Raw genomic sequence first — 19522 nt, 5'->3', positions numbered from 1 at the left:
GAGACCGAATCTCCAGGTGGCGTCCGCGTACAGCGCGTGAGCGTACGCGGTGACGGACTGGACAGTACCGGTGACCGACCGTGACGATAAGTGCGGGAGGTGACCATGGTGGTCGACGGTGAGCCCGAGTCGTCGGACAGTATGCGAACGTTCGGGGCGGTGGTCCAGGCGTTGCGCGTACATCACGGGCTGAGCAGGGAGGAGTTCGGCAGCAGGGTCGGCTTCTCCAAACACACGGTGGCCTCCGTGGAGTTGGGACGCCGCATGCCGGACGAGGACTTCGTCGAGGCGGCGGAGGGGGCACTGGGGAACACGGGGGCGTTGAGGAGCGCGGCGGGCTACTTGGAGCGGCAGCCGGGTCTGGCGGCTTGGTTCCGCCGGTGGGCTCAGCTGGAGAAGATGGCGATCACGCTCTATACGTACGAGTGCCGGATGGTTCCAGGGCTGCTGCAGACAGAGGCGTATGCGCGAGCGCTGTTCACCGAGCAACTGCCGCCGCTGGACGACGAGGAAATCGAGATCAAGTGGGCTGCGCGAGCCGAGCGCCAGCGGTTGCTGCGGGAGCGGCCGAACACCGCGTTCAGTTTCATCATCGAGGAGCACGTATTACGGCGCCGAACCGGCGGGGCAGAGGTCACGGGTGAGGCGATCGAGCACTTGCTGGAGATCGGTACGTTGCGGAACGTGGAGATCCAGATCATGCCGACGATCCAGGAGTCGCATGCGGGGCTCGCCGGTCCGGTACAGCTGCTGGAGACGCCGAAGAACAAGTGGTTCGCCTACTGCGAGGGACAGCGGGGCGGTCTGCTCGTCGCCGACCCGAAAGAGATCAGCCTCCTCCACATGCGCTATGCCAGGATGCGTTCACAGGCTCTTACTCCCGGAGACTCCGCGAGCCTGTTGCGGCAGATGCGAGGAGACCAATGAACGCGTCCGAACTGGCTTGGTTCAAGAGCAGTTACAGCAGCAGTGGCGACGGGGACTGTGTCGAGGTCGCCCTGGCCTGGCGCAAGTCCAGCTACAGCAGCGCGTCGGGGGACGACTGCATCGAGGTCGCCACCTGCCCCGCCCGGATCCACGTCCGTGACTCCAAGAACAAGAGCGGGCCGAGTCTTGCCCTCTCCCCCGCCGCCTGGGCCGACTTCGTGGCCCACGCGGCGGGGTGAGACCCGGGAGGGCCGGACTACTTGCCGGGGCACTCCTTCCAGGCCATGTGGTAGATGGTGCTGAGGTCGCCGTCGGTCGAGTCCATGGTCATGAAGCTGACCTTGCTCGACGGTGACGTGCCCGCGTTGACCCGGAGTTCGGTGTTGATGTTGAAGTTGCGCTGAACTCCGCAGGGCGCCCAGACCAGTTGGGCCCAGTCGGTGGTGTCGGTCGCCTGCCAGTTGTCGCTGTACGAGCCGTTGAAGTTGTGGTTCTTGAACACCGTCTGCGACGAGCCCTGGAAGTAGTACGAGGCCCGCTGCACGGCGCTCGCGCCGGACTGCAGTGAGGCGTAACCGCGGTAGTCCGCCTTGGCGATGGCGTACGTGAAGCCCGACGGCACGTGCACGATCAGGTTGAGCTGGCAGTTCTTGCGGAACGCCGTGGGGTTGGAGCCGCCGCCCACCTGGGCGAGGTAGTCGCTGTAGGTCACCGTGAAGGCGGTGTTGTCCTCGGAGACGGCGACGGCCGCGGTACCGGCGGGACAGCCGGAGCCGTTCACCGTGGCGACGTCGATGACGATCTTGTCCGGGGGCGGGTTGTCGAAGACGGGGGACGAGTTGTGCGCGGGTATCGCCGCGGTGAGGAGCGCGGCGACCGCGCCGCCCAGGAGCAGCCCACTTGCCATGGTGATTCTCCTTGGTTCAACGGAACGCCTGTGGAGTTCCTGTGAAGAACTGGGGGGGCGCTCGCATCGTAGGGAGGCCACCGGGGCACGCCCAGGTCGAACTCCGGCCATTCACCCAGTCCCGTTCACACCACCCGACCACCGGGCCACCCGACCACCGGGCCACCGGGCCCACCGCGGGCTACGGGTTCTCCCACGCTGCCGGTTCCGCCGCCAGCTCCCTCACCGGAGTCGGCAGCGCGTCCGCCGCGATGTCGGCGATCGTGACGCCCTCCAGGATCCGCCGCACGTTCGCCCGCAGCGCGATCCACAGCGGCAGCAGCGGCTGCGCGGAGCCCGTGTAGGTCAGTCCCGTCGGACGTTCGCCGCGTACGGAGACGATCGGGCCGTCCACCGCCCTGATCACGTCCGCGACCGTGATCGCCGCCGGGTCGCGGGCCAGCCGGTAGCCGCCGCCTCCGCCGCGCCGGCTGTCGACGATCCCGCCGCGCCGCAGGTCGCCGAGGATGCCCTCCAGGAACTTGTGCGGAATGTCCTGCTCGGCGGCGATCGACTCCGCCTTCACCGGGTCCCCACCGCCCTGCCGTACGGCAAGCTCCAGTACCGCCCGCACCGCGTAGTCCGCCCGCGCCGAGATCCTCATGCGCCCATTGTGGGGTCCCGTGTGAGGTCAGGCGATCTCGTCGTAGTCCGTCGGCACGTTCTCGTCGGCACCGGGGCGGCCCGCGCCGGTCGTTCGTTTCTCCCGTGCCCGCAGCGCCGCCCACAGCAGGGCCCAGACGGGGACCAGGTACCAGGGCAGGAGCCAGGCCGTGCGCCACCAGCCGGCGCCCGGCTTGACGACGGCTTCGACGGCGGCGGACGCCATGGCTGCGGCCAAGGTCCAGCACAGGAGCCTGCCCGCCCACCGTGCCGCCAGGCCCGGACGGTTCATGACGCCAGTGTGCAGCCAACCGAGCACTGATCGGAAGCGACTGCACACTCGACGCGCAAGCCCTACGCCAGTCTGATCACGTTCCAGGACAGCGGTTCCAGTGTCGCCGTCAGCGTGCCGTCGGCCGTCAGCGCCGTGCCCTCGGCCGCGTGCGGGGTGACCCGCTCGGGGTCGGCGAGGGTGTTGCGGGCGTCCGGGTCGGCGTCCGCGAGCACGCTGTGCTCGACGACGTTCGTCAGGTCGAGGCCGTTCAGGGCGACTTCGAGGGGCAGCGCGTCGGTCCGGCTGCGGTTGACGGCGAAGACGGTGACCGTGCCGTCCTCGGCGCGGACGGCCGTCGCGTGCAGCAGATCCGTCTCGCCGTACTTGCGCGTCTCGTACGTCGGCGAGTCCACCCGGACGTCGAGGACCGTGCCCCGGCCGTACCGCGAGGCCTGCGCGAACGGGAAGAACGTGGTCTGCCGCCACGCCGGGCCGCCCGGCTCGGTCATGATCGGCGCGATGACGTTGACGAGCTGGGCGAGACAGGCGACGGTGACGCGGTCGGCGTGCCGGAGCAGTCCGATGAGGAGGGAACCGAAGACGACGGCGTCGGTGACGCTGTAGTTGTCCTCCAGCAGGCGGGGGGCCTCGGGCCAGTCGGTCAGCGTCTTGGCGTGCTCCTCCCACTCGGGCAGGTACCAGACGTTCCACTCGTCGAAGGACAGGTTGATCTTCTTCTTCGACTTCAGCCGTGCGCCCACATGGTCGGCGGTCGCGACGACGTTGTCGATGAACGACTCCATGTCGACGGCTGAGGCGAGGAAGGAGTCGATGTCGCCGTTCTCGGGCCAGTAGTAGGCGTGCAGGGAGATGTAGTCGACCAGGTCGTACGTCTCGTTCAGGACCGTGGCCTCCCATTCGGCGAAGGTCGGCATGGACTGGCTGGAGGAGCCGCAGGCGACGAGTTCGACCTTCGGGTCGATCTGGCGCATCGCGCGGGCCGTCTCGGCGGCGATCCGGCCGTACTCCTCGGCCGTCTTGTGGCCGGTCTGCCAGGGGCCGTCCATCTCGTTGCCGAGGCACCACAGTCCGATGCCGAAGGGGTCCTTGTCGCCGTGGGCGATGCGCTGCTCGGAGAGTGCGGTGCCCTCTGCGTGGTTGGCGTACTCCTGGAGTTCCAGGGCCTCGGCGACGCCCCTCGTGCCCAGGTTGACGGCCATCATCGGCTCTGCCTGGGGGCCTATCTTGCGGAGGAAGCCGATGTACTCGGAGAGTCCGAAGCGGTTCGTCTCCGTCGAGTGCCAGGCGAGGTCGAGACGGCGGGGGCGCGATTCGGCGGGACCCACCGAGTCTTCCCACTTGTACCCGGAGACGAAGTTGCCGCCGGGGTAGCGGACGGCGGTGACGCCGAGTTCGCGGACCAGGTCCAGGACGTCCTGGCGGAGGCCTTCCGCGTCCGCGGTGGGGTGGTCCGGTTCGAAGATGCCGGTGTACACGCAGCGGCCGAGGTGTTCCACGAAGCTGCCGAAGAGGCGGGGGTTTACTTCGCCGATGGCGAAGGCGGGGTCGAGGGTGAAGCGGGCCGTCGTGCTCATGAACGCCTTTCAGGATGGGTGGTTCTTGATTCCTTGGCGGGTGCGGGTGGGTGGGTGGGGGCTGGTCGCGCCCACGCGGCGGAGCCGCGCATGGACACAGCCCCGCGCCCCTAAAAGACCTTGGGCCAACCCGCCTTTGTCCAGCTGAGCCTGTTCAGCCCCAGCTTGGGCGTCCCGCCGTCCTCTGCGTCGTAGTAGTGGTACGCCAGGACATCTCTGCCCCTGTCCTTGAAGATCGATTCGCCGCCGGTGCCGATGAAACGGCCATGGCCCTCCAGCAGCAGGTCGCCGCCGCCCTCCAGCAGGGGCTTGCCCGTGCTGTCGACGTACGGGCCCGTCACCTTCGTCGAGCGGCCGACCTTGATCTTGTATGTCGAGTTCACGCCCGCGCAACAGGCGTCGTAGGACGCGAAGAGGTAGTAGTAGCGGCCGTGTTCGACGATGTACGGGCCCTCCACCGCGTACGGGGCGTCCGGGCGGGTCGCCAGGTGGGCGACCGTCGCGCCGGGGAGCGCCTTGCCCGTCCTCGGGTTCAGTTCGACCATGCGGATGCCCGTCCAGTACGACCCGAACGACATCCACAGCCCGCTGCCCGTCCGGATGATCGCCGGGTCGATGGCGTTCCAGGCGTCGGTCGTCTCGGAGGTGAAGACCTTGCCCTGGTCCGTCCAGGTACCGGGCAGGCCGGTCGGGGACGTGGCCACGCCGATCGCGCTGTGGTTGGTGCCCCACGACGACACGGCGTAGTACAGCCAGTACCGGCCCGCGCGGTAGGAGATGTCCGGCGCCCAGGGGTCGCCGGTGTCGTTGTACTCGTACCACCAACTCGGCGGAGTCGCGAAGGCGTTGCCCGCGTCGTCCCAGTGCCTGAGGTCCTTCGAGAGGCGGGCTCCGATGATGCCGCCCGTCGAATAGGCCACGTAGTCACCGGACTTGAGACGGATCACCGTCGGGTCGTGAATGATCTGCTGGCCGGTGATCGGAAGCGGATCGGGGTAACTCGGTGCGGCCTGCGCCGCGTTGGGGAGGAACGCCAGGAGGAGCGCCGCCACCACGGCCGTCACCGCTCTGCCCACTCCGCCCACTCCGCCCACTGTCACTGTCCCGCCAATCCCGTGTGGGCGACGCCCGCCACGATCTGCCGCTGGAAGAAGACGAAGACGACGATCAGCGGCAGGCCGGCCATGAGACCGCCTGCCATGAGCTGCGCCCACTGGATGCCGTAGGAGTTCATGACGGTCGCGATGCCGTTCGGCATCGTCATCAGGTCGGGGTTGTTGGTCACCATGTACGGCCACAGGAAGTTGTTCCACGAGGCGATGAAGGTGAAGATGCCGACCGCGGCGAGGGAGGGGCGGGAGAGGGGGAGCACGATGGTGAAGAAGACCCGCCAGCGGCCGGCGCCGTCGATGAACGCCGCCTCCTCCAGTTCTCGCGGGATGCCCTGGAAGAACTTGTAGAGGATGTAGACCATCGCGGCGGGCGCGCACTGCGGAAGGATCATGCCCCAGTAGGTGTCGACCATCCCCATCTGCTGGACGGTGCTGAAGAGGGGCACGCCGAGGACGGCCGGGGAGATCATCAGGCCCGTCATCATGACGCCCATCAGGACGGACCTGCCCTTGAACTCGGTGCGGGCGAAACCGTATCCGGCGAGGGCGGCCACGGTGACCACGATGGCCGTCACCAGGATCGACACCACGAGGGAGTTGACGAACCAGTTCGTGATGTTGCCGGTGTCCCAGAGGGCCTTCCAGGCCTGGACCGTCCACACCCTCGGCAGCCAGTGCGGCGGGATCTCGGCCGCCTCGGCCTCGGACTTGAGCGAGGTGAACAGGGCGGCGGCGATCGGCGCCACGAAGACGGCGGAGACGGCGACGCCGAGCAGCGTGAGGACGATCTGGCTGGGCGTCCAGGGCTTGCGGGACTTGACCTTCGGGGTGGTCGCGGCGGTGGTCATCGGCCGCCCTCCTCACGGTTGCGCAGCAGCGCCATCCGCACGAGGGCGACGGCCGCGATGATCACGAAGAAGATGATGGACATCGCGGAGGCGTAGCCCACGCGGTAGCTGGTGAAGCCCTGTTCGAGGGTGTACTGGACGAAGGAGCGGGTGCTGAGCTCGGGTCCGGGGCCGAAGTCCATCATCACGACGGCCTGGTCGAAGAGCTGGAGCGAGGCGAGGACCTGGAGCGCGATCACCAGGCCGGTGATGTGGCGCAGCATCGGCAGGGTGATGTGCACCATCCGGTGCCAGGCGTTCGCCCCGTCCAGTTTGGCGGCCTCGTAGAGGTGGTCGGGGATGCCCTGGAGCGCGGCGAGGTACAGCAGGAAGCTGAAGCCGACCGTCCACCACAGTGTCTGGATGACGATGGCGAGCATCGCGTACGACTTGTCGGTCAGCCAGGGTGTGGTGAGCCCGAAGGTCTCGTTGAACAGGCCGATCCCCTGGGTGAACAGCCACTGCCACATGTTGGCAGCGACCGTCGACGGCAGCAGGAACGGTGCGAAGAAGCACAGCCGCCACAGCCACTTGCCGCGCTCGATGTGGTGGGCGAGCATCGCGAGCAGGAAGGCCAGGACCGTGATGCACGGCACGACGAGCAGCGTGAAGTACGCGCTGTGGCCGAGCGCGTCCCACATCGCCTGGTCGTTGAGGGCGTCGCGGTAGTTGTCGAGGCCGACGAAGCTCGCGCCGTCGCCGGAGATGTTGGCGTCGGTGAAGCTGAGGTAGACGCCGCGCAGCAGCGGCCAGATCACGAACAGCGCGAACAGCAGCAGGAACGGGGCGACGAACCAGCCCCCGTGCTGGAAGCCCTGCTTGCGGCGCAGGGTCGCGGTGGCGGCGGCGGTCTTCGCCCGCGCCGGTGCGACGACGGTCTGGGCACTGGTCGTCATGCGAGCGCACCTCCCTGCGCGGCGGTCTTGCCGTCCATCGGGTTCTTCGAGGCGAGGAGCTTGGTGAGATGGGACTTCATCCGCTGGGCGACGGTGGCCGGCTTGGCGGAGCCCATGGTCGAGGAGACGACGACGGGGCCGAGGTCCTGGGCGAGGACGCCGGTGGAGCCCGCGAACCACACCTTCGGCTCGGTGGCCTGGTGGTTCATGGCCAAGACGTACTCGTTCTGCGGGGTGAGCTTCTTGTAGGCGGCCGTGGACAGCGTCGGCGTGTACGCGGGGATGTGGCCGCCGGCCGCCCACTGCAGGGCGTGCGTGACGACGTACGCGGCCAGCTCGTGCGCGGCCTCGTCGGTGGCGCCGCCGCGGCCCGCCTGGTGCGGCAGGACGAAGGCGTGCGACTCGGCGTGGGTCGCCTGCCTGCCGAAGACGGGCGGCAGCGGGGTGGCGCCGTAGTCCAGCTTCGCGCCGGAGAAGACCGGCACCGACCAGTTGCCCTCCCAGGTGAAGGGGGCGCCGTTGATGAACTGCTCGCCGGTGGGCGCGCCCGGGATGACGTATCCGTCGGTGACGTGCCTGCGGAGGAACTCCAGGACCTGGGTGGCCTTGTCGACGTCGAAGAGGACGTCGGTGTTGTCGTCGCTGAACCACCGGCCGCCGAGCTGGGTGTAGAAGGCGACGAAGAACCACCACTGGAAGTTCTGGTCGTTGGTCCACAGTCCGATGGTCTGCAGGCCCTTCTTCTGGACCTGCCTGGCCTTCTTCAGGACGTCGAACCACTCGTCGGTGGAGGTGACGGGGATCATCCGGCCGTCGTCGCCCAGCAGGTCCGCCTTCTTCAGGACGTCCTTGCGGTAGAAGCAGAGCTGTACGTGGATGTCGAGCGGCAGGGCGTAGAGCCTGCCGTCGATGACGCCGCGGTTCCACAGCGCCGGGTTGTAGTCCTCCTTGCGTATGCCGTACTTGGCGAGGAGGGTCTCGTCCCACGGGTCCAGGAGCCGTCCCGGCGAGAATCCCGCGACCCGGCCCATGTGCATGACGCCGAGCTCCGGTGCGCGGTCGCCCGCGGCGGCCATGGCGAGCTTGGTGTAGAAGGGGTTGCCCCACTGGAGGGTGGAGTCCTTCACCTCGATGTCGGGGTGTTCGCCGCGGAAGGCGTCCAGCATCGCGATCATGTTGGCGCCGTCGCCGCCGCTGAAGAGGTTCCAGTACCGCACCCGGGTGTGCGCGTCGGAGGCGAGCGCGTCGGCGCCGGTGCCGAGGGCGGCGAAGCCGAGGCTGCCCGCCACTGCCAACCCGCCTGCTGCGGCGAGAAGTTGCCTGCGATTCAGGCCAGGTTGTCCCATACCGTGCCCCTGTCGTTCGCGTGGTTCGACATTTCGAATCGTGCTCGTAACTTCGAACGGGACCGTAAGATCGAAGCGCTTGCGCGTCAATGGTTTCGACACGACTTCTGATAGCGCTTTCTATCCGTGACGCTCACGGACTTCTCGTGACGCGGACACAACCAGCCGCGTAGGCTCGAACGGGCTGCCGCAGGGCGGTCGAGAAGGGGGAGCGGATGGACATCGCGGGCGCGCGCGGCAGTGCGGCCCGGATCGCCTCGGCGCTGCGGCGCGTGCGGACCGGCCCGGCGATGCGCGAGCTGACCGCCGAGCTCTCCGCCGCGGTGCGGGCGCGCCCCTGCCGGCCGTCCGGGGTGCGGGACGTGTGCCGGGCGCTGTGCGAGGAGATGTCCGCGCGGCGCGGCGGGCGGCCCGTCGAGGTGCGGTTCGAGCGGTTTCCCGACGAGATCGAGGTGACCGGGCTGTGGGTGGAGTTCCAGGACTTCGACCTGGTCATCGTCGAGGAGCGGGCCGAGGCGGTGCAGCAACTCGTCATTCTCGGCCATGAGTTGTGGCATCTGCACGCCGGGCACCGACACCACCACCATGGCGTCGGCACGGCGGCGGCGGACGCCCTGGCCAGACGGTCGGGGCGCTCGGGACGGTCGGACGAGGTGAACGAGAGGTCCGAGAGGTCCGAGCGGTCGGAGCGGTCGGAGCGGTCGGAGCGGTCCGACTGGGACTCCATCGCGCTGGCCGTCGCCGCCCGCAGTGGCTCCCGGGCCGACGACGAGGCCGAGGCCGACGACTTCGGTCACCGGCTCGCGGCCCGCTTCCGACGCTATCTGAACGACTCCGCGACGGCCGCGGAGACGGCCGCGGTCCAGCGGACCCTGGGCTATCGCGGACGGAGGGGTTCGGCGCGGTGAGCCACGGGCTGTACATCTCGTTCTGGCTGCCCACCGTGGTCCTGGGCACCGCCCTCGCCATCAAGCTGCCCAGCATCCTCAAGCTCTGGCGGGACCCGCTGCTGCGGGCCGTCGGCGGGCTGCTGGTCTTCGCCTGCGCGGTGTTCGTGTTCGCGGCGCCGAAGACCATCGCCTGGACCAACCGGGTCACCGGCGTGCCCAACATCGCGGCGCCCTGGGTGTACTCCCTGATCACGGCGCTGTCCGCGTCCTGGCTGCTGCTGGTCATCGCCTGGCGCAACAACCTCACCGAGCGCGGGGCGCAGACGCGGCGCACGACCCGGTGGGTGGTGTCCGCGTACGCGGGGGTGGTGGTCGCGCTGTGGGTGCTCTTCGCGCTCGCCGACGTCCCGGTGGAGCGGATCCGGGACCTGGACACCTACTACGCCAACACGCCGTTCATGCGCGAGGAGATCCTGCTCTACCTGCTCGCGCACACGGTGGCCTGCTCGATCACGGCCCGGCTGGTCTGGAACTGGAGCCGCACCGAGGGCCTGGACGCCTGGCTGCGCTGGGGACTGCGCCTCCTGGGCGCCGGCTACGTGACGAACCTGCTGTTCAGCGCGGCCAAGTTGACGGCCGTCGTGGCCCGTTGGACCGGGCACGACCTGGACTGGCTGAACACCAACATCGCCCCGTCGGCGGCCTGTATCGCCGCCACCCTGGTCGCGGTCGGCTTCATCGTGCCGCACGCCGGCCAGTACCTTCAGGAGCGATGGCGCGTCCGGCGCCGGCATCGGAGCCTGCGGCCGCTGTCCCGGCTGATGCGGACCGTCACGGGCGGCCGCGAGCCCTTCGACCTGCGCGCCACCCCGGAGTTGCGGCTGATCCGCCGTGAGACGTTCATCCGCGACGCGCTCCTCCAACTGTCCCGGCACCTCGACGACGACCTGCGCACCCGCTCCTACGACACCGCCGTCGCCCTCGGCTTCGAACGCGGCCGCTCCCAGGCACTGGCCGCCGCCGTGACCCTGCTGGACGCCGTCGAGGCGAGGCAGCGGCGGCGACAGCACCCGGCCACGGACACCGAACGCCCGCCGACAGACGCTGCCGCCCCCGGCACCACCGGCACCACCGGCGACCCCGGTGCCTCCGGCCCCTCCGGCCCTTCCGGCCCGGACACCACCTACCTCCTGCGGGAGATCCAGGCCGTGTCCCAGGCCCTTCGTCACCCCGTAGACCTCCAGGCGGTCCGCGCCCGCGCGGCCGCCCCGGCAGAGAGCATGTCCACGCATGAGTGAACCCTCCAACCCCGCCAGAACCGCCGTAGTCCTGGGGGGATCCCATGCAGGCATGCTCGTGGCGCGCGCCCTGGCCGGCCTCGCCGACCGGGTCGTCGTCATCGAGCGCGACGCGCTGCCCGACGGCCCCGCCCCCCGCAAGGGCCTGCCCCAGGCCCGTCACGCCCACATGCTGTGGTCCGGCGGAGTGCGGGCGGTGGCGGACCTGCTGCCGGGCGTCACCGACGCGCTCCACGACGCCGGTGCGAGACGGGCCCCGGTCACGACGGACATGGTGGTCCTCGGCCCGCGGGGCTGGTTCCGCCGCTGGCCCGAGTCCCACCACGTGATCCTGGCCGGCCGCGACCTCCTGGACGCCACGATCCGCACCCAGGTCCTGACCGACCCCAGGATCGAACTCCTTGCCGAAACCGAGGTGTTGGACCTGGTCGGCGACGAGACAGCGGTCACGGGCGTACGCGTGAGAACACGGCGAACGACGGGGACGGCCACGGGCATGGGCACGGGTGAGGAGGCGGGTGAGGAGGCGGGTGCTGCGGGTGGGGAGTGCGTGATACCGGCCGGATTGGTCGTTGACGCCACTGGGCGGGGGTCTCGGGCCGGTAGGTGGCTGGTGGAGTTGGGGCTGGGGGAGGTGGAGCGGCGAACGGTGGATTCCGGGCTGGCGTATGCGAGTCGGCTGTATCTCGCCCCCGAGCAGGCGCGTTCCGGGTTTCCGATCGTCAACGTGCAGCCCGATCCGCGGGACGGAGCGCCGGGGCGGGCGGGGTTTCTGCTGCCCATCGAGGACGGCCGCTGGATCGTCACGCTCAACGGCACCCGGGGCGCCGAGCCCTCCACCGGGAACGACGACTTCGTCCGCTTCGCCCATGAGGAACTGCGCCACCCGGTCATCGGGGAGCTGCTCGAACAGGCCGAGCCGCTGTCCGACGTGGCGTACACCCGGGCGACCGTCAACCGCCGGCACTTCTACGAGCGGATGCCGGCCTGGCCGGAGAACTTCGCCGTCGTCGGCGACGCCCTCGCCGCGTTCAACCCGCTCTACGGTCACGGCCTCGCCGTCGCCGCCCAGAGCGCGGTGAGCCTTCGGGACGTCGTCCGGCGGCACGGCTGGGGCGCGCCGGGGCTGTCCCGTCGTATCCAGAAGGCGGTGGCCCGGCCCGCCGGCACCGCCTGGGACCTCGCCGTCGGCCAGGACGTGTTCTACCCCGGTGCGACCAAGGACGGGCCCACGCTCCGCGACCGGCTCGTGGCGGCGTACGTCGGCCGGCTGATGCACACCGCCACCGGCAACGGCCGCATCGCCCGCCGGGTGACCGACGTGACCTCGCTGGAGCGCGGGCCGGAGGTGCTGTTGAGTCCGTCGGTGCTGGCGGCGGCCGCGGTGGGGCCGTTGAAGCCGGCGTTGACCGGGCCGCCGTTGACGGGCGACGAGTTGAAGCGGGCCGGGCTGCGGTAGTCGCCCACCGCCCCCGGCCACCGCGGCCCCCGGCCGTGTCAGCCCGCGAACGCCGGCTGGGCGAGCCCCTTCCCCGCGCCCGGTACCACCAGCAGCGACCCCGCCACCGGATGCGGGGCGTCCAGGCCCACGCGGGCGGTGGTGATGTACAGGTCGGTCAGGTCGGCGCCGCCGAACGCGCAGGCCGTGATCCTCGGGGTGGGCAGGGTGATCACGCGGTCCAGTTCGCCCGCCGGGGTGTAGCGGCGTACCGCCCCCCCGTCCCACAGCGCCACCCACACACAGCCGTCGGCGTCGACGGTGAGGCCGTCGGGGAAGCCGGCGCCCTCCTCGATCTCGACGAGCGGACGGCGCTCGGAGAGCTGCCCGTCCGCCGCGTACGCGAAGACGTCGACCCGGCGCGTCGGTGAGTCGACGTAGTACATCAGCGTGCCGTCCGGGCTCCAGCCGGTCCCGTTGCTCACCGCCACGTCGTCGAGGACGACGTCCGCCGTGCCGTCGCCGGTGAGGCGGGACAGGGTGCCGCCGCCGGGCGCCTCGTCGTAGCGCATGGTGCCGGCCCACAGGGAGCCGTCGGGGGCGACGGCGGCGTCGTTGGCGCGGCGGCCCGCGACCGGCTCGTGGTGCAGCCAGCGGAAGCTGTCGTCGGGGTCGAGGAGGCCCACGCCGTCCCGCAGGTTCAGGACCAGGCCGCCGCCCGCGCGGGGCTTGGCCGCGCCCACGTGCTGGTCGGTGACCCGGACCGTGCGCCCGCCCGTCACGGGGTCGTAGGTGTGCAGGCGGGCGCCCAGGATGTCGAGCCAGAGCAGGCGGCCGGTGGCCGGGTCCCAGGTCGGGCCCTCGCCGAGGGTCGCCTCGGCCCGCACGGCCACTTCGTACGACGTCGTCATGCCACGCTCCGGTAACCGAGCAGTTCGGACAGTTCCGCTGCGCCCTTCGCGGCGAGCTGCTCCAGCTCGACCCGGCGGTCGTCGCTCCAGCGGATCATGGGGACGGAGATGGAGAGGGCGGCGACGACCTGACCGGTGCGGTCGCGGACCGGTGCGGCGACGCAGCTGACGTCCGGGTTGGACTCGCGGTTCTCGACCGCGACGCCCCGCTCCCGGATCTCCGCCAGGGCCTGCCGCAGGGCGCCGGGCTCGGTGATGCTGTTGGGGGTCATCCGGATGAGGTCGGCGTCGTCGGGGATGCGCGCGCTGAGCTCCGGCTCGGGGAGCGAGGCCAGCAGCATCTTGCCGACGGAGGTGCAGTGGGCGGGGAGTCGGCGGCCTGCGGCCGAGACCATCCGGACCGCGTGGGTGGAGTCGACCTTGGCGATGTAGATGACGTCGGCGCCCTCGAGGATCGCGACGTGGACCGTCTCGTCACACGTTTCGGCGACGGTCCGCGCGACCTGCTGACCCTCGGCGGCGAGGTCGAGCTGCTCGGCGTAGCGGCTGCCGAGCTGGTACGGGCGGACGCCGAGACGGTACCGTCCGGGCTGTCCGGGCACGGGGACGATGTAGGACCGCGCGGAGAGCGTGGTCACGAGTTCGTGCACGGTGGTGCGCGGAAGCTGGAGCTTGCGCACTATGTCGGGGGCGGAGAGCGAACCGTCCCCGTCGAGGAAGAGCTCGAGAATGTCGAGAGCTCGGGTCACGGCAGGTACGAGGCGTCCCACGACCGGCCCCCTCCCTTTGTAGTCGTTCTCAGTGCCTGTGTTCGAGATTTCAACAGGCGATCGGCATGACGAACACAGGCTGTCATAAGCCTTTGCGCCGGGCAATGGTCGTGAAAGGCGCGAGTGCGCCAGGATGGGGGCCATGCCGACTCAGAAACGCCTCGCCGGCTCCTTCACGCCTCTCGACTTCCAGCTGGTCCTGTTGCGCCGTATGGCCGACCACAACCAGGACCTGGTGGAGAACGCCCGTCATGGACTGGGCGTCTCCCTGGCCCAGATGCGAGAGGCCAACAGGCGTTGGCAGGCGATGGCCCACTCCCCGCACGCACGGGGCGCACTCTCCCGTTACCGCGCCGCCCTCGGCGAACCCGAGTCCCGCGCACCCCGCCGCGTCGGCGACGCCGACTGCGAAGTCTGGGTGTGGCCGGTGTCCCTCTGGCCCGACCTGCGCTTCGAGCTGCTGCTCGCGCCGAACGGCGGCGTCTGGAACGAGTGGCTGGTGCGCGCCCCGGGCGCCGAGCCACCGCCCCTGAACACCCTGGACGATCTCACCTCGTGGTCCTGCACCGTCGACGAGGTCGCGGCCGCCTTCGCCCCCGCCCGCCCCCTGGAGGGCACGGCCCCGACCCGCTGCGGCCTGGCCTTCAGGGCGCCCGACGCACTGGGGACGCCGCACGAGGTCGTCGCCGAGTTCACCTGGGGGCTGCTGCAACGTACGACGATCAGGGAGTAACGCCGTCCGCAGGTGGTGGCGGTCGTCAGCGCGTGCCGGCCGCCGCCGCCATGATCGCCGCCGCGACGGCCGGCACCGACTCCGGGTGCAGGAACAGGAACAGGTTCGGCTCGACCAGTTCCAGCTCCATCACGCACGGCTGCCCGTCGTCGCCGTCCACGAGGTCGACCCGGGCGTAGAGCAGCTCGGGCGCGTCCGGTACGGCGGCCAGGGCGCGCTCGGCGACGGCGGTCTCGGCCGGGGTCGGGGTCCAGGGCTCCAGGCCGGGGTGGGCGACCTTCTGCGCGTCGTAGGCGGTGCCGGGGGCCAGGACCGCCCGCTTGCGGCTGGCGTGCAGCAGCCGGCCGCCGAAGAACTGCAGGGCCCGTTCACCGCCGGCGTCTATGCCCCGCACATAGGGCTGCACCATCGCCGTCAGCCCCTCGTCGTGCATCCGCGCGAGCTGCCGTACGGCCGTTTCGTGCTGGTCGGGCGTGTAGCGGGCGGCATAGCGGGCGCCGGCCGCGGAGGTGGGTTTGACGACGTACTCGTGGTCGGTGGGCAGGTCGGCCGGATCGTCGGGCGCGAGGTAGCGCGTCGGGACGGTCGGCACTCCGGCCGCCGCGAGCTCCCCCAGATACCGCTTGTCGGCGTTCCAGCGCACGACGGCGGCCGGGTTGGCCAGCCGGGTGACATCGGCGACCTTCTGCGCCCAGGCCGTGAACTCGTCCGCGCGCCAGCTGTAGTCCCAGGTCGAACGGATGACGACAAGATCGTAGGAGGCCCAGTCGACGTCGGGGTCGTCCCAGAAGACCCCGTCCGCCGCGGCCCCGGCCCGCTCCAGCGCCGCCTGCAGCACGGGCAGATCACGGTCCCTGCTCGGCTCCGGCCGGGGGTCGTAGGTGACGAGTGCGATACGCGCCACGACGGATTCCACCCTTCGTACGAAAGTCCGACAACCCGAAGGCTAACAAGGGTTCGCGATCACACCACCGGCCCGAACATCACACTCGGTAGCCGGCGGTGGGGGGCCGGGCGACGGGGTAGGAACAGGCTTGATTGTTCCCGCAGCCGCCAAGGAGTCCCTCCCGTGTCCTCGTCCTCTCTCTTCCCGGCCCTGACGGACGCCCCGTCGGGCCGCCCCGCGCTGCGGTTCGGCGGGCGCTCCCTGACGTATGCGGAACTCGCCGGGGCGGCCGGCGCCGTCGGGGAACGGCTGCGGGGTGCGGGCGGGAGGGTCGCCGTGTGGGCCGCTCCGACGCTGGAGACGGCCGTCGGGGTGGTGGGCGTGCTGCTCGCCGGGGCGGCCGCCGTGCCGCTGAACCCGAAGTCGGGCGACAAGGAGCTCGGACACATCCTGTCCGACAGCGCGCCGGGGGCCGTACTGGCGGCTCCGGGTGATGAACTGCCTGCCGCGCTGAGGGGGTTGGAGCGGATCGACGTCGACGTGTGCGGGGTCGCAGCGGTGGAGCAGAAGGCCGTGGGGGATGAGGAGGCCGCCCTCGTCGTCTACACCTCCGGCACTACCGGGCCGCCCAAGGGAGCGGTCGTCCCGCGGCGGGCGATCGCCACGACGCTCGACGCGCTCGCCGACGCCTGGCAGTGGACCGGACAGGACGTCCTCGTGCACGGGCTGCCGCTGTTCCATGTGCACGGGCTGGTGCTGGGGGTGCTCGGACCGCTGCGCCGGGGCGGCTCCCTACGGCACCTCGGACGGTTCGACACGGAAGGCGTCGCCCGGGAGTTGAACAGCGGCGCGAGCATGTTGTTCGGGGTGCCGACGATGTACCACCGCATCGCCGAAGCGCTCCCCGACGATCCGGAGCTGGTCAAGGCGCTCTCGGGGGCCCGGCTGCTGGTGTCCGGTTCGGCCGCGCTGCCCGTGCACGACCACGAGCGCATCGCGGCCGCGACCGGACGGCGGGTGATCGAGCGGTACGGCATGACGGAGACGCTGATGAACACCAGCGTCCGAGCGGACGGGGAGGCGCGGGCGGGGACCGTCGGGGTGCCGCTGCCCGGCGTGGAACTGCGGCTCGTGGAGGACGACGGGTCGGCCGTCGAGGCGTACGACGGGGAGAGCGTCGGGGAGATCCAGGTGCGCGGGCCGAACCTGTTCACCGAGTACCTCAACCGGCCCGACGCCACCGCCGCCGCCTTCACCGCCGACGGCTGGTTCCGGACCGGCGATGTGGCGGTGCGCGATCCCGACGGGTACGTCCGGATCGTGGGGCGCAAGGCCACCGACCTGATCAAGAGCGGGGGTTACAAGATCGGGGCCGGGGAGATCGAGAACGCGCTCCTCGAGCATCCGGGGGTGCGTGAGGCCGCCGTCACCGGGGAGCCGGACACGGACCTCGGGGAGCGGATCGTCGCGTGGGTCGTGCCGGTGGACCCCGGATCACCCCCGGCGGAGGGCGAGTTGGCCGACCACGTGGCCCGTCGGCTGGCCCCGCACAAGCGGCCCCGTGCGGTGCGCTACCTCGACGCGCTGCCCCGCAACGACATGGGGAAGATCATGAAGCGGGCGCTGCCGTCCTGACGTACGGCGGCACGGGACGCTTTCCGGGCGGTTCACGAAGGCGCGGTGAACGCGGGACAAGCTCAAGTACCGTCCGTGACAATGGATGTGCACAGAGCCGCAGTTGAACGGAAAGGGTAACGGGGACACCGTGGACGGACTGATGGAGTTCAAGACCGACGACGGCGCCGTGATCGCCGTCGAAGCGCCCACGGAGAGGCGGCCCGGTTCCCGCCTGGTGGCCCGGGCCGACGGTACGGTCCAGGCGGCCCGCACCTTCGAGGGCGCGTTGGACGGCGTGCGCGCCGCCGCCGAGGCCGCGCTGCGCGTCTTCCGGGACGGGGCGTTGCGGCCGGACGGCGTGGAGATCGAGTTCGGGGTGAAGCTGTCGGCGGAGACGGGCGCGATCATCGCCAAGGGCACGGCGGAGGGCCACCTCGTCGTACGACTGACCTGGTCGCCCTCCAGCCCCTCATGAACGGCCCCCGCACGACCGGCTCCCGCCCGACCGACCCCCGCACGAACAGCCCTTTCATGAACGGCCCCCTCATGAACAGCGCCGAGTGGCACGCCCGGATCGAGAGCGCCGGCGAGGTGGTCGGCGCGGGCTTCCTCGTCACCCCGCGCAGGGTGCTGACCTGTGCCCACGTCGTGCACGAAGCCGCCGCTGACGCGCTGACGGTGACCTTCACCGAGCGCCCCGGCTCCGCCGCCGTACCGGCCCGCGTGATCGCCGACGGCGGCTGGGGCGGCGGCTCGACCGACCTCGGCGACCTGGCCGTCCTGGAGCTGGCCCACGACGTGCCGATCGCGCCCGCCGCGCTCGCGCCGGTGGACGCGGCCCACGGACAGCGGCCCGACCGGCCCCGCAAACTCCTCGTCTACGGCTTCCCGGTCGGCTTCGACGAGGGCACCCTCGCCGAATACCGCATCACCGCCGCCCAGTTGCTCAACCGCGAGTGGATCCAGCTGGAGGCCTGGCAGCCCGGCGGGCAGCCGCTCGCCCCCGGGTTCAGCGGCGCCGCCGTCACCCTCGTCGACACCGGCGAGGTCGTCGGCATGGTCACCGCGGCCGCCGGCGACCGGGGCGTGCACAACGGGCGGATGATGCCCACCGAGGTCATGGCCCGCTACTGGCCGGCCCTGAGCGGCCTGGTCCCCACCTCCGACCACCGCACCGCCGACCGTGCCCGGCTGCGCGAACTCGTCGAGCGCGCCGTCCGCGCCGGCCTGGACGACGACGCCGGGCGGCGCGTGCAGCTGTACGAGGCGTCCCGCGGCCCGCTGGACCCGGACGCGCCCGAGGAGGGCTTCGACTCCCTGTGGTCGGCGGCCCTGTTCGTGCTGTGCGAGGTCGACGGCGACGACGCGGCCACCACCGTCGCCCGCTTCACCGCCCACGTGGCCTCCGTATACCGGCCCCCTGCCGAACCCCCCGTCGAACCCCCTGCCGAGACCCCCGCCGAGACCCCCGCCGAGCCGGCCGCCGCACCGGACTGGTCGCCCATCCTCGTCGACCTCCAGCACAGCGGCGCGGGCGACGGACACGTCCGCGTCGAGGTGTCCGCGTACAGCGGGGGCCGCCGGCATCCGGTCGGCTCCGACACCGTCCCGCAGGCCGGGCTGCGCGCCTATGTGCAGGACCGCATCGAGGCCGCCTTCCGCTATCTGACTCCCGGCTGCGACGAGTTGATCACGTTCGCGCTGCCCCGCGACTGGATCGACCTGCCCGTCGACCGCTGGGCGTCCACCCCCGACGACGACACCCCGCTCGGCTGCGTGTACCCGCTGGTCGTCACCGACCAGGCCCGCCGCCGGCCGGGCGTCCGGCACCAGCTGACCCGGGTGTGGAACCGGCTCGACACCGTGCCCGGCGCGCGCGTGCACCGCGTCGAGTGCGGCAGCGCCGAGGAACCGCGCCGACTGCGCTTGCGACTGCGTCAGGACGACGCCTGTCTCGCCGGCTTCTCCACCGCCCCGGCCGCGCCCCGCACCCGCCCCCACTTCGAATCCTCGCTCAACGCGCCCGCCCCGATCGTCGTCTGGTCCCGCGAGGGCTGCGCCACCGGGCCGGACGAGCCCTGCGCCGGCGGGGACGGCTGCGCGGGCAAGGTGTTCCTGGACGAGCTCGACAGCTGCCTGTCCGGCGTGCCGCCCGCCGAACTCCCACGCCGCGTCCTGGCGTTGCGGGAGGAGGCCGACGTCGAGGACGGCCACTGGGCGCACGACATCCAACTGCTGTGGGACGACCCGCGCGTCTTCACCGACCCGCACAGCGAGGCACCCGCCCACGCCCACTCCCCCGTGGCCTGAACCACCCCACCATCAGCGCCCCCACCCAGCGCCATCTACCGCCCCAACCGCCCCACCACCCCCACTGAGCCCCCCCCTGAGCC

20 protein-coding genes are annotated in these 19522 nt (G+C 71.0%); 9 read left to right on the top strand and 11 right to left on the bottom strand.

Annotation, left to right across the window (positions count from 1 at the left end; translation table 11 throughout):
* The first annotated feature begins 105 nt into the window (after window positions 1-105).
* Both ACIBTS_RS06605 and ACIBTS_RS06600 read left to right on the top strand, forming a co-directional pair.
* Window positions 106-927 carry a helix-turn-helix domain-containing protein gene (locus ACIBTS_RS06605; RefSeq protein ID WP_399317045.1) on the top strand — a complete coding sequence of 274 codons (822 nt, stop codon included), beginning with the start codon at window positions 106-108 and terminating at the stop codon, window positions 925-927.
* A complete protein-coding gene (locus ACIBTS_RS06600; protein WP_399317044.1) occupies window positions 924-1166 on the top strand; it encodes a DUF397 domain-containing protein in 243 nt (80 codons plus the stop codon). The genes ACIBTS_RS06605 and ACIBTS_RS06600 overlap by 4 nt, the downstream gene beginning before the upstream one ends.
* 17 nt (window positions 1167-1183) lie before the next feature.
* Here ACIBTS_RS06600 and ACIBTS_RS06595 read toward each other — a convergent pair whose 3' ends face one another.
* The 8 genes from ACIBTS_RS06595 to ACIBTS_RS06560 form a co-directional block, all read right to left on the bottom strand.
* Entirely contained in the window at window positions 1184-1834 is a 651-nt protein-coding gene (locus ACIBTS_RS06595; protein WP_399317042.1) for a DUF4360 domain-containing protein, read from the bottom strand.
* A 181-nt stretch (window positions 1835-2015) separates the two neighbouring features.
* Window positions 2016-2477 carry an RrF2 family transcriptional regulator gene (locus tag ACIBTS_RS06590; protein WP_399317039.1) on the bottom strand — a complete coding sequence of 154 codons (462 nt, stop codon included), beginning with the start codon at window positions 2475-2477 and terminating at the stop codon, window positions 2016-2018.
* Window positions 2478-2504: 27 nt separating this feature from the next.
* Window positions 2505-2768 (bottom strand): hypothetical protein, encoded by a 264-nt coding sequence (locus tag ACIBTS_RS06585; protein WP_399317038.1) that lies wholly within the window; start codon window positions 2766-2768, stop codon window positions 2505-2507.
* A gap of 62 nt (window positions 2769-2830) precedes the next feature.
* Window positions 2831-4345, bottom strand: a complete 1515-nt coding sequence (locus ACIBTS_RS06580; protein WP_399317036.1) for an alpha-N-arabinofuranosidase — start codon at window positions 4343-4345, stop codon at window positions 2831-2833.
* Window positions 4346-4455: 110 nt separating this feature from the next.
* Window positions 4456-5421, bottom strand: coding sequence for an arabinan endo-1,5-alpha-L-arabinosidase (locus ACIBTS_RS06575; RefSeq protein ID WP_399317035.1), 966 nt, complete (start codon window positions 5419-5421; stop codon window positions 4456-4458).
* Window positions 5422-5441: 20 nt separating this feature from the next.
* Complete coding sequence (locus ACIBTS_RS06570) at window positions 5442-6305, bottom strand: carbohydrate ABC transporter permease (RefSeq protein ID WP_399317033.1); 864 nt, start codon at window positions 6303-6305, stop codon at window positions 5442-5444.
* Window positions 6302-7240 (bottom strand): carbohydrate ABC transporter permease, encoded by a 939-nt coding sequence (locus ACIBTS_RS06565; RefSeq protein ID WP_399317031.1) that lies wholly within the window; start codon window positions 7238-7240, stop codon window positions 6302-6304. The genes ACIBTS_RS06570 and ACIBTS_RS06565 overlap by 4 nt, the downstream gene beginning before the upstream one ends.
* Window positions 7237-8586, bottom strand: a complete 1350-nt coding sequence (locus ACIBTS_RS06560; RefSeq protein ID WP_399317029.1) for an extracellular solute-binding protein — start codon at window positions 8584-8586, stop codon at window positions 7237-7239. The genes ACIBTS_RS06565 and ACIBTS_RS06560 overlap by 4 nt, the downstream gene beginning before the upstream one ends.
* 215 nt (window positions 8587-8801) lie before the next feature.
* Here ACIBTS_RS06560 and ACIBTS_RS06555 point away from each other — a divergent pair, with 215 nt between their 5' ends.
* Genes ACIBTS_RS06555 through ACIBTS_RS06545 form a run of 3 tightly spaced genes read left to right on the top strand, consistent with a single transcriptional unit; the run spans window position 8802 to window position 12233 of the window.
* Entirely contained in the window at window positions 8802-9494 is a 693-nt protein-coding gene (locus ACIBTS_RS06555) for a toxin-antitoxin system, toxin component family protein (RefSeq protein WP_399317028.1), read from the top strand.
* Window positions 9491-10774 (top strand): MAB_1171c family putative transporter, encoded by a 1284-nt coding sequence (locus ACIBTS_RS06550; RefSeq protein WP_399317026.1) that lies wholly within the window; start codon window positions 9491-9493, stop codon window positions 10772-10774. The genes ACIBTS_RS06555 and ACIBTS_RS06550 overlap by 4 nt, the downstream gene beginning before the upstream one ends.
* Complete coding sequence (locus tag ACIBTS_RS06545) at window positions 10767-12233, top strand: NAD(P)/FAD-dependent oxidoreductase (RefSeq protein WP_399317024.1); 1467 nt, start codon at window positions 10767-10769, stop codon at window positions 12231-12233. Before ACIBTS_RS06550 ends, ACIBTS_RS06545 begins: the two co-directional genes overlap by 8 nt.
* Window positions 12234-12271: 38 nt before the next feature.
* On the opposite strand, the gene ACIBTS_RS06540 is transcribed toward ACIBTS_RS06545, so the two are convergent.
* The gene (locus ACIBTS_RS06540; RefSeq protein WP_399317022.1) at window positions 12272-13123 is read right to left on the bottom strand and encodes an SMP-30/gluconolactonase/LRE family protein; all 852 of its coding nucleotides are present in this window, start codon (window positions 13121-13123) and stop codon (window positions 12272-12274) included.
* A complete protein-coding gene (locus tag ACIBTS_RS06535; protein ID WP_399317020.1) occupies window positions 13120-13893 on the bottom strand; it encodes an IclR family transcriptional regulator in 774 nt (257 codons plus the stop codon). Before ACIBTS_RS06535 ends, ACIBTS_RS06540 begins: the two co-directional genes overlap by 4 nt.
* Window positions 13894-14026: 133 nt before the next feature.
* On the opposite strand from ACIBTS_RS06535, the gene ACIBTS_RS06530 reads away from it, so the two are divergent.
* Complete coding sequence (locus tag ACIBTS_RS06530; RefSeq protein ID WP_319677558.1) at window positions 14027-14626, top strand: hypothetical protein; 600 nt, start codon at window positions 14027-14029, stop codon at window positions 14624-14626.
* A gap of 25 nt (window positions 14627-14651) precedes the next feature.
* On the opposite strand, the gene ACIBTS_RS06525 is transcribed toward ACIBTS_RS06530, so the two are convergent.
* A complete protein-coding gene (locus tag ACIBTS_RS06525; RefSeq protein ID WP_399317018.1) occupies window positions 14652-15530 on the bottom strand; it encodes a RimK family alpha-L-glutamate ligase in 879 nt (292 codons plus the stop codon).
* Window positions 15531-15695: 165 nt separating this feature from the next.
* Between ACIBTS_RS06525 and ACIBTS_RS06520 the strand changes: the two genes are divergently transcribed.
* The 3 genes from ACIBTS_RS06520 to ACIBTS_RS06510 all read left to right on the top strand — a co-directional run bounded on the left by ACIBTS_RS06520 (window position 15696) and on the right by ACIBTS_RS06510 (window position 19439).
* Window positions 15696-17147: an acyl-CoA synthetase gene (locus tag ACIBTS_RS06520; protein WP_399317016.1), complete on the top strand. Its 1452-nt coding sequence runs from the start codon at window positions 15696-15698 to the stop codon at window positions 17145-17147.
* A 130-nt stretch (window positions 17148-17277) separates the two neighbouring features.
* On the top strand, window positions 17278-17604 hold the full coding sequence (locus ACIBTS_RS06515; protein ID WP_399317210.1) for a CU044_2847 family protein: 327 nt from the start codon (window positions 17278-17280) through the stop codon (window positions 17602-17604).
* Window positions 17605-17675: 71 nt separating this feature from the next.
* Window positions 17676-19439, top strand: coding sequence for a trypsin-like peptidase domain-containing protein (locus tag ACIBTS_RS06510; RefSeq protein ID WP_399317208.1), 1764 nt, complete (start codon window positions 17676-17678; stop codon window positions 19437-19439).
* Window positions 19440-19522 lie beyond the last annotated feature (83 nt).

The sequence above is a fragment of the Streptomyces sp. NPDC050121 genome, from assembly GCF_044460385.1.
In the GTDB taxonomy this organism is placed as follows: Bacteria; Actinomycetota; Actinomycetes; order Streptomycetales; family Streptomycetaceae; genus Streptomyces; species Streptomyces soliscabiei.
The sequence above is the reverse complement of the archived record's forward strand: the minus strand, read 5'-3'. Positions and strand labels throughout refer to the sequence as shown.

Bases quoted from the DNA above. Each gene is read 5' to 3' on its own strand.
- ACIBTS_RS06570 (WP_399317033.1), bottom strand. From the start codon at position 6,305: ATGACCACCGCCGCGACCACCCCGAAGGTCAAGTCCCGCAAGCCCTGG.
- ACIBTS_RS06580 (WP_399317036.1), bottom strand. From the start codon at position 4,345: ATGAGCACGACGGCCCGCTTCACCCTCGACCCCGCCTTCGCCATCGGC.
- ACIBTS_RS06590 (WP_399317039.1), bottom strand. From the start codon at position 2,477: ATGAGGATCTCGGCGCGGGCGGACTACGCGGTGCGGGCGGTACTGGAG.
- ACIBTS_RS06600 (WP_399317044.1), top strand. From the start codon at position 924: ATGAACGCGTCCGAACTGGCTTGGTTCAAGAGCAGTTACAGCAGCAGT.
- ACIBTS_RS06545 (WP_399317024.1), top strand. From the start codon at position 10,767: ATGAGTGAACCCTCCAACCCCGCCAGAACCGCCGTAGTCCTGGGGGGA.
- ACIBTS_RS06585 (WP_399317038.1), bottom strand. From the start codon at position 2,768: ATGAACCGTCCGGGCCTGGCGGCACGGTGGGCGGGCAGGCTCCTGTGC.
- ACIBTS_RS06595 (WP_399317042.1), bottom strand. From the start codon at position 1,834: ATGGCAAGTGGGCTGCTCCTGGGCGGCGCGGTCGCCGCGCTCCTCACC.
- ACIBTS_RS06530 (WP_319677558.1), top strand. From the start codon at position 14,027: ATGGGGGCCATGCCGACTCAGAAACGCCTCGCCGGCTCCTTCACGCCT.
- ACIBTS_RS06605 (WP_399317045.1), top strand. From the start codon at position 106: ATGGTGGTCGACGGTGAGCCCGAGTCGTCGGACAGTATGCGAACGTTC.
- ACIBTS_RS06565 (WP_399317031.1), bottom strand. From the start codon at position 7,240: ATGACGACCAGTGCCCAGACCGTCGTCGCACCGGCGCGGGCGAAGACC.
- ACIBTS_RS06560 (WP_399317029.1), bottom strand. From the start codon at position 8,586: ATGGGACAACCTGGCCTGAATCGCAGGCAACTTCTCGCCGCAGCAGGC.
- ACIBTS_RS06510 (WP_399317208.1), top strand. From the start codon at position 17,676: ATGAACAGCGCCGAGTGGCACGCCCGGATCGAGAGCGCCGGCGAGGTG.
- ACIBTS_RS06555 (WP_399317028.1), top strand. From the start codon at position 8,802: ATGGACATCGCGGGCGCGCGCGGCAGTGCGGCCCGGATCGCCTCGGCG.
- ACIBTS_RS06540 (WP_399317022.1), bottom strand. From the start codon at position 13,123: ATGACGACGTCGTACGAAGTGGCCGTGCGGGCCGAGGCGACCCTCGGC.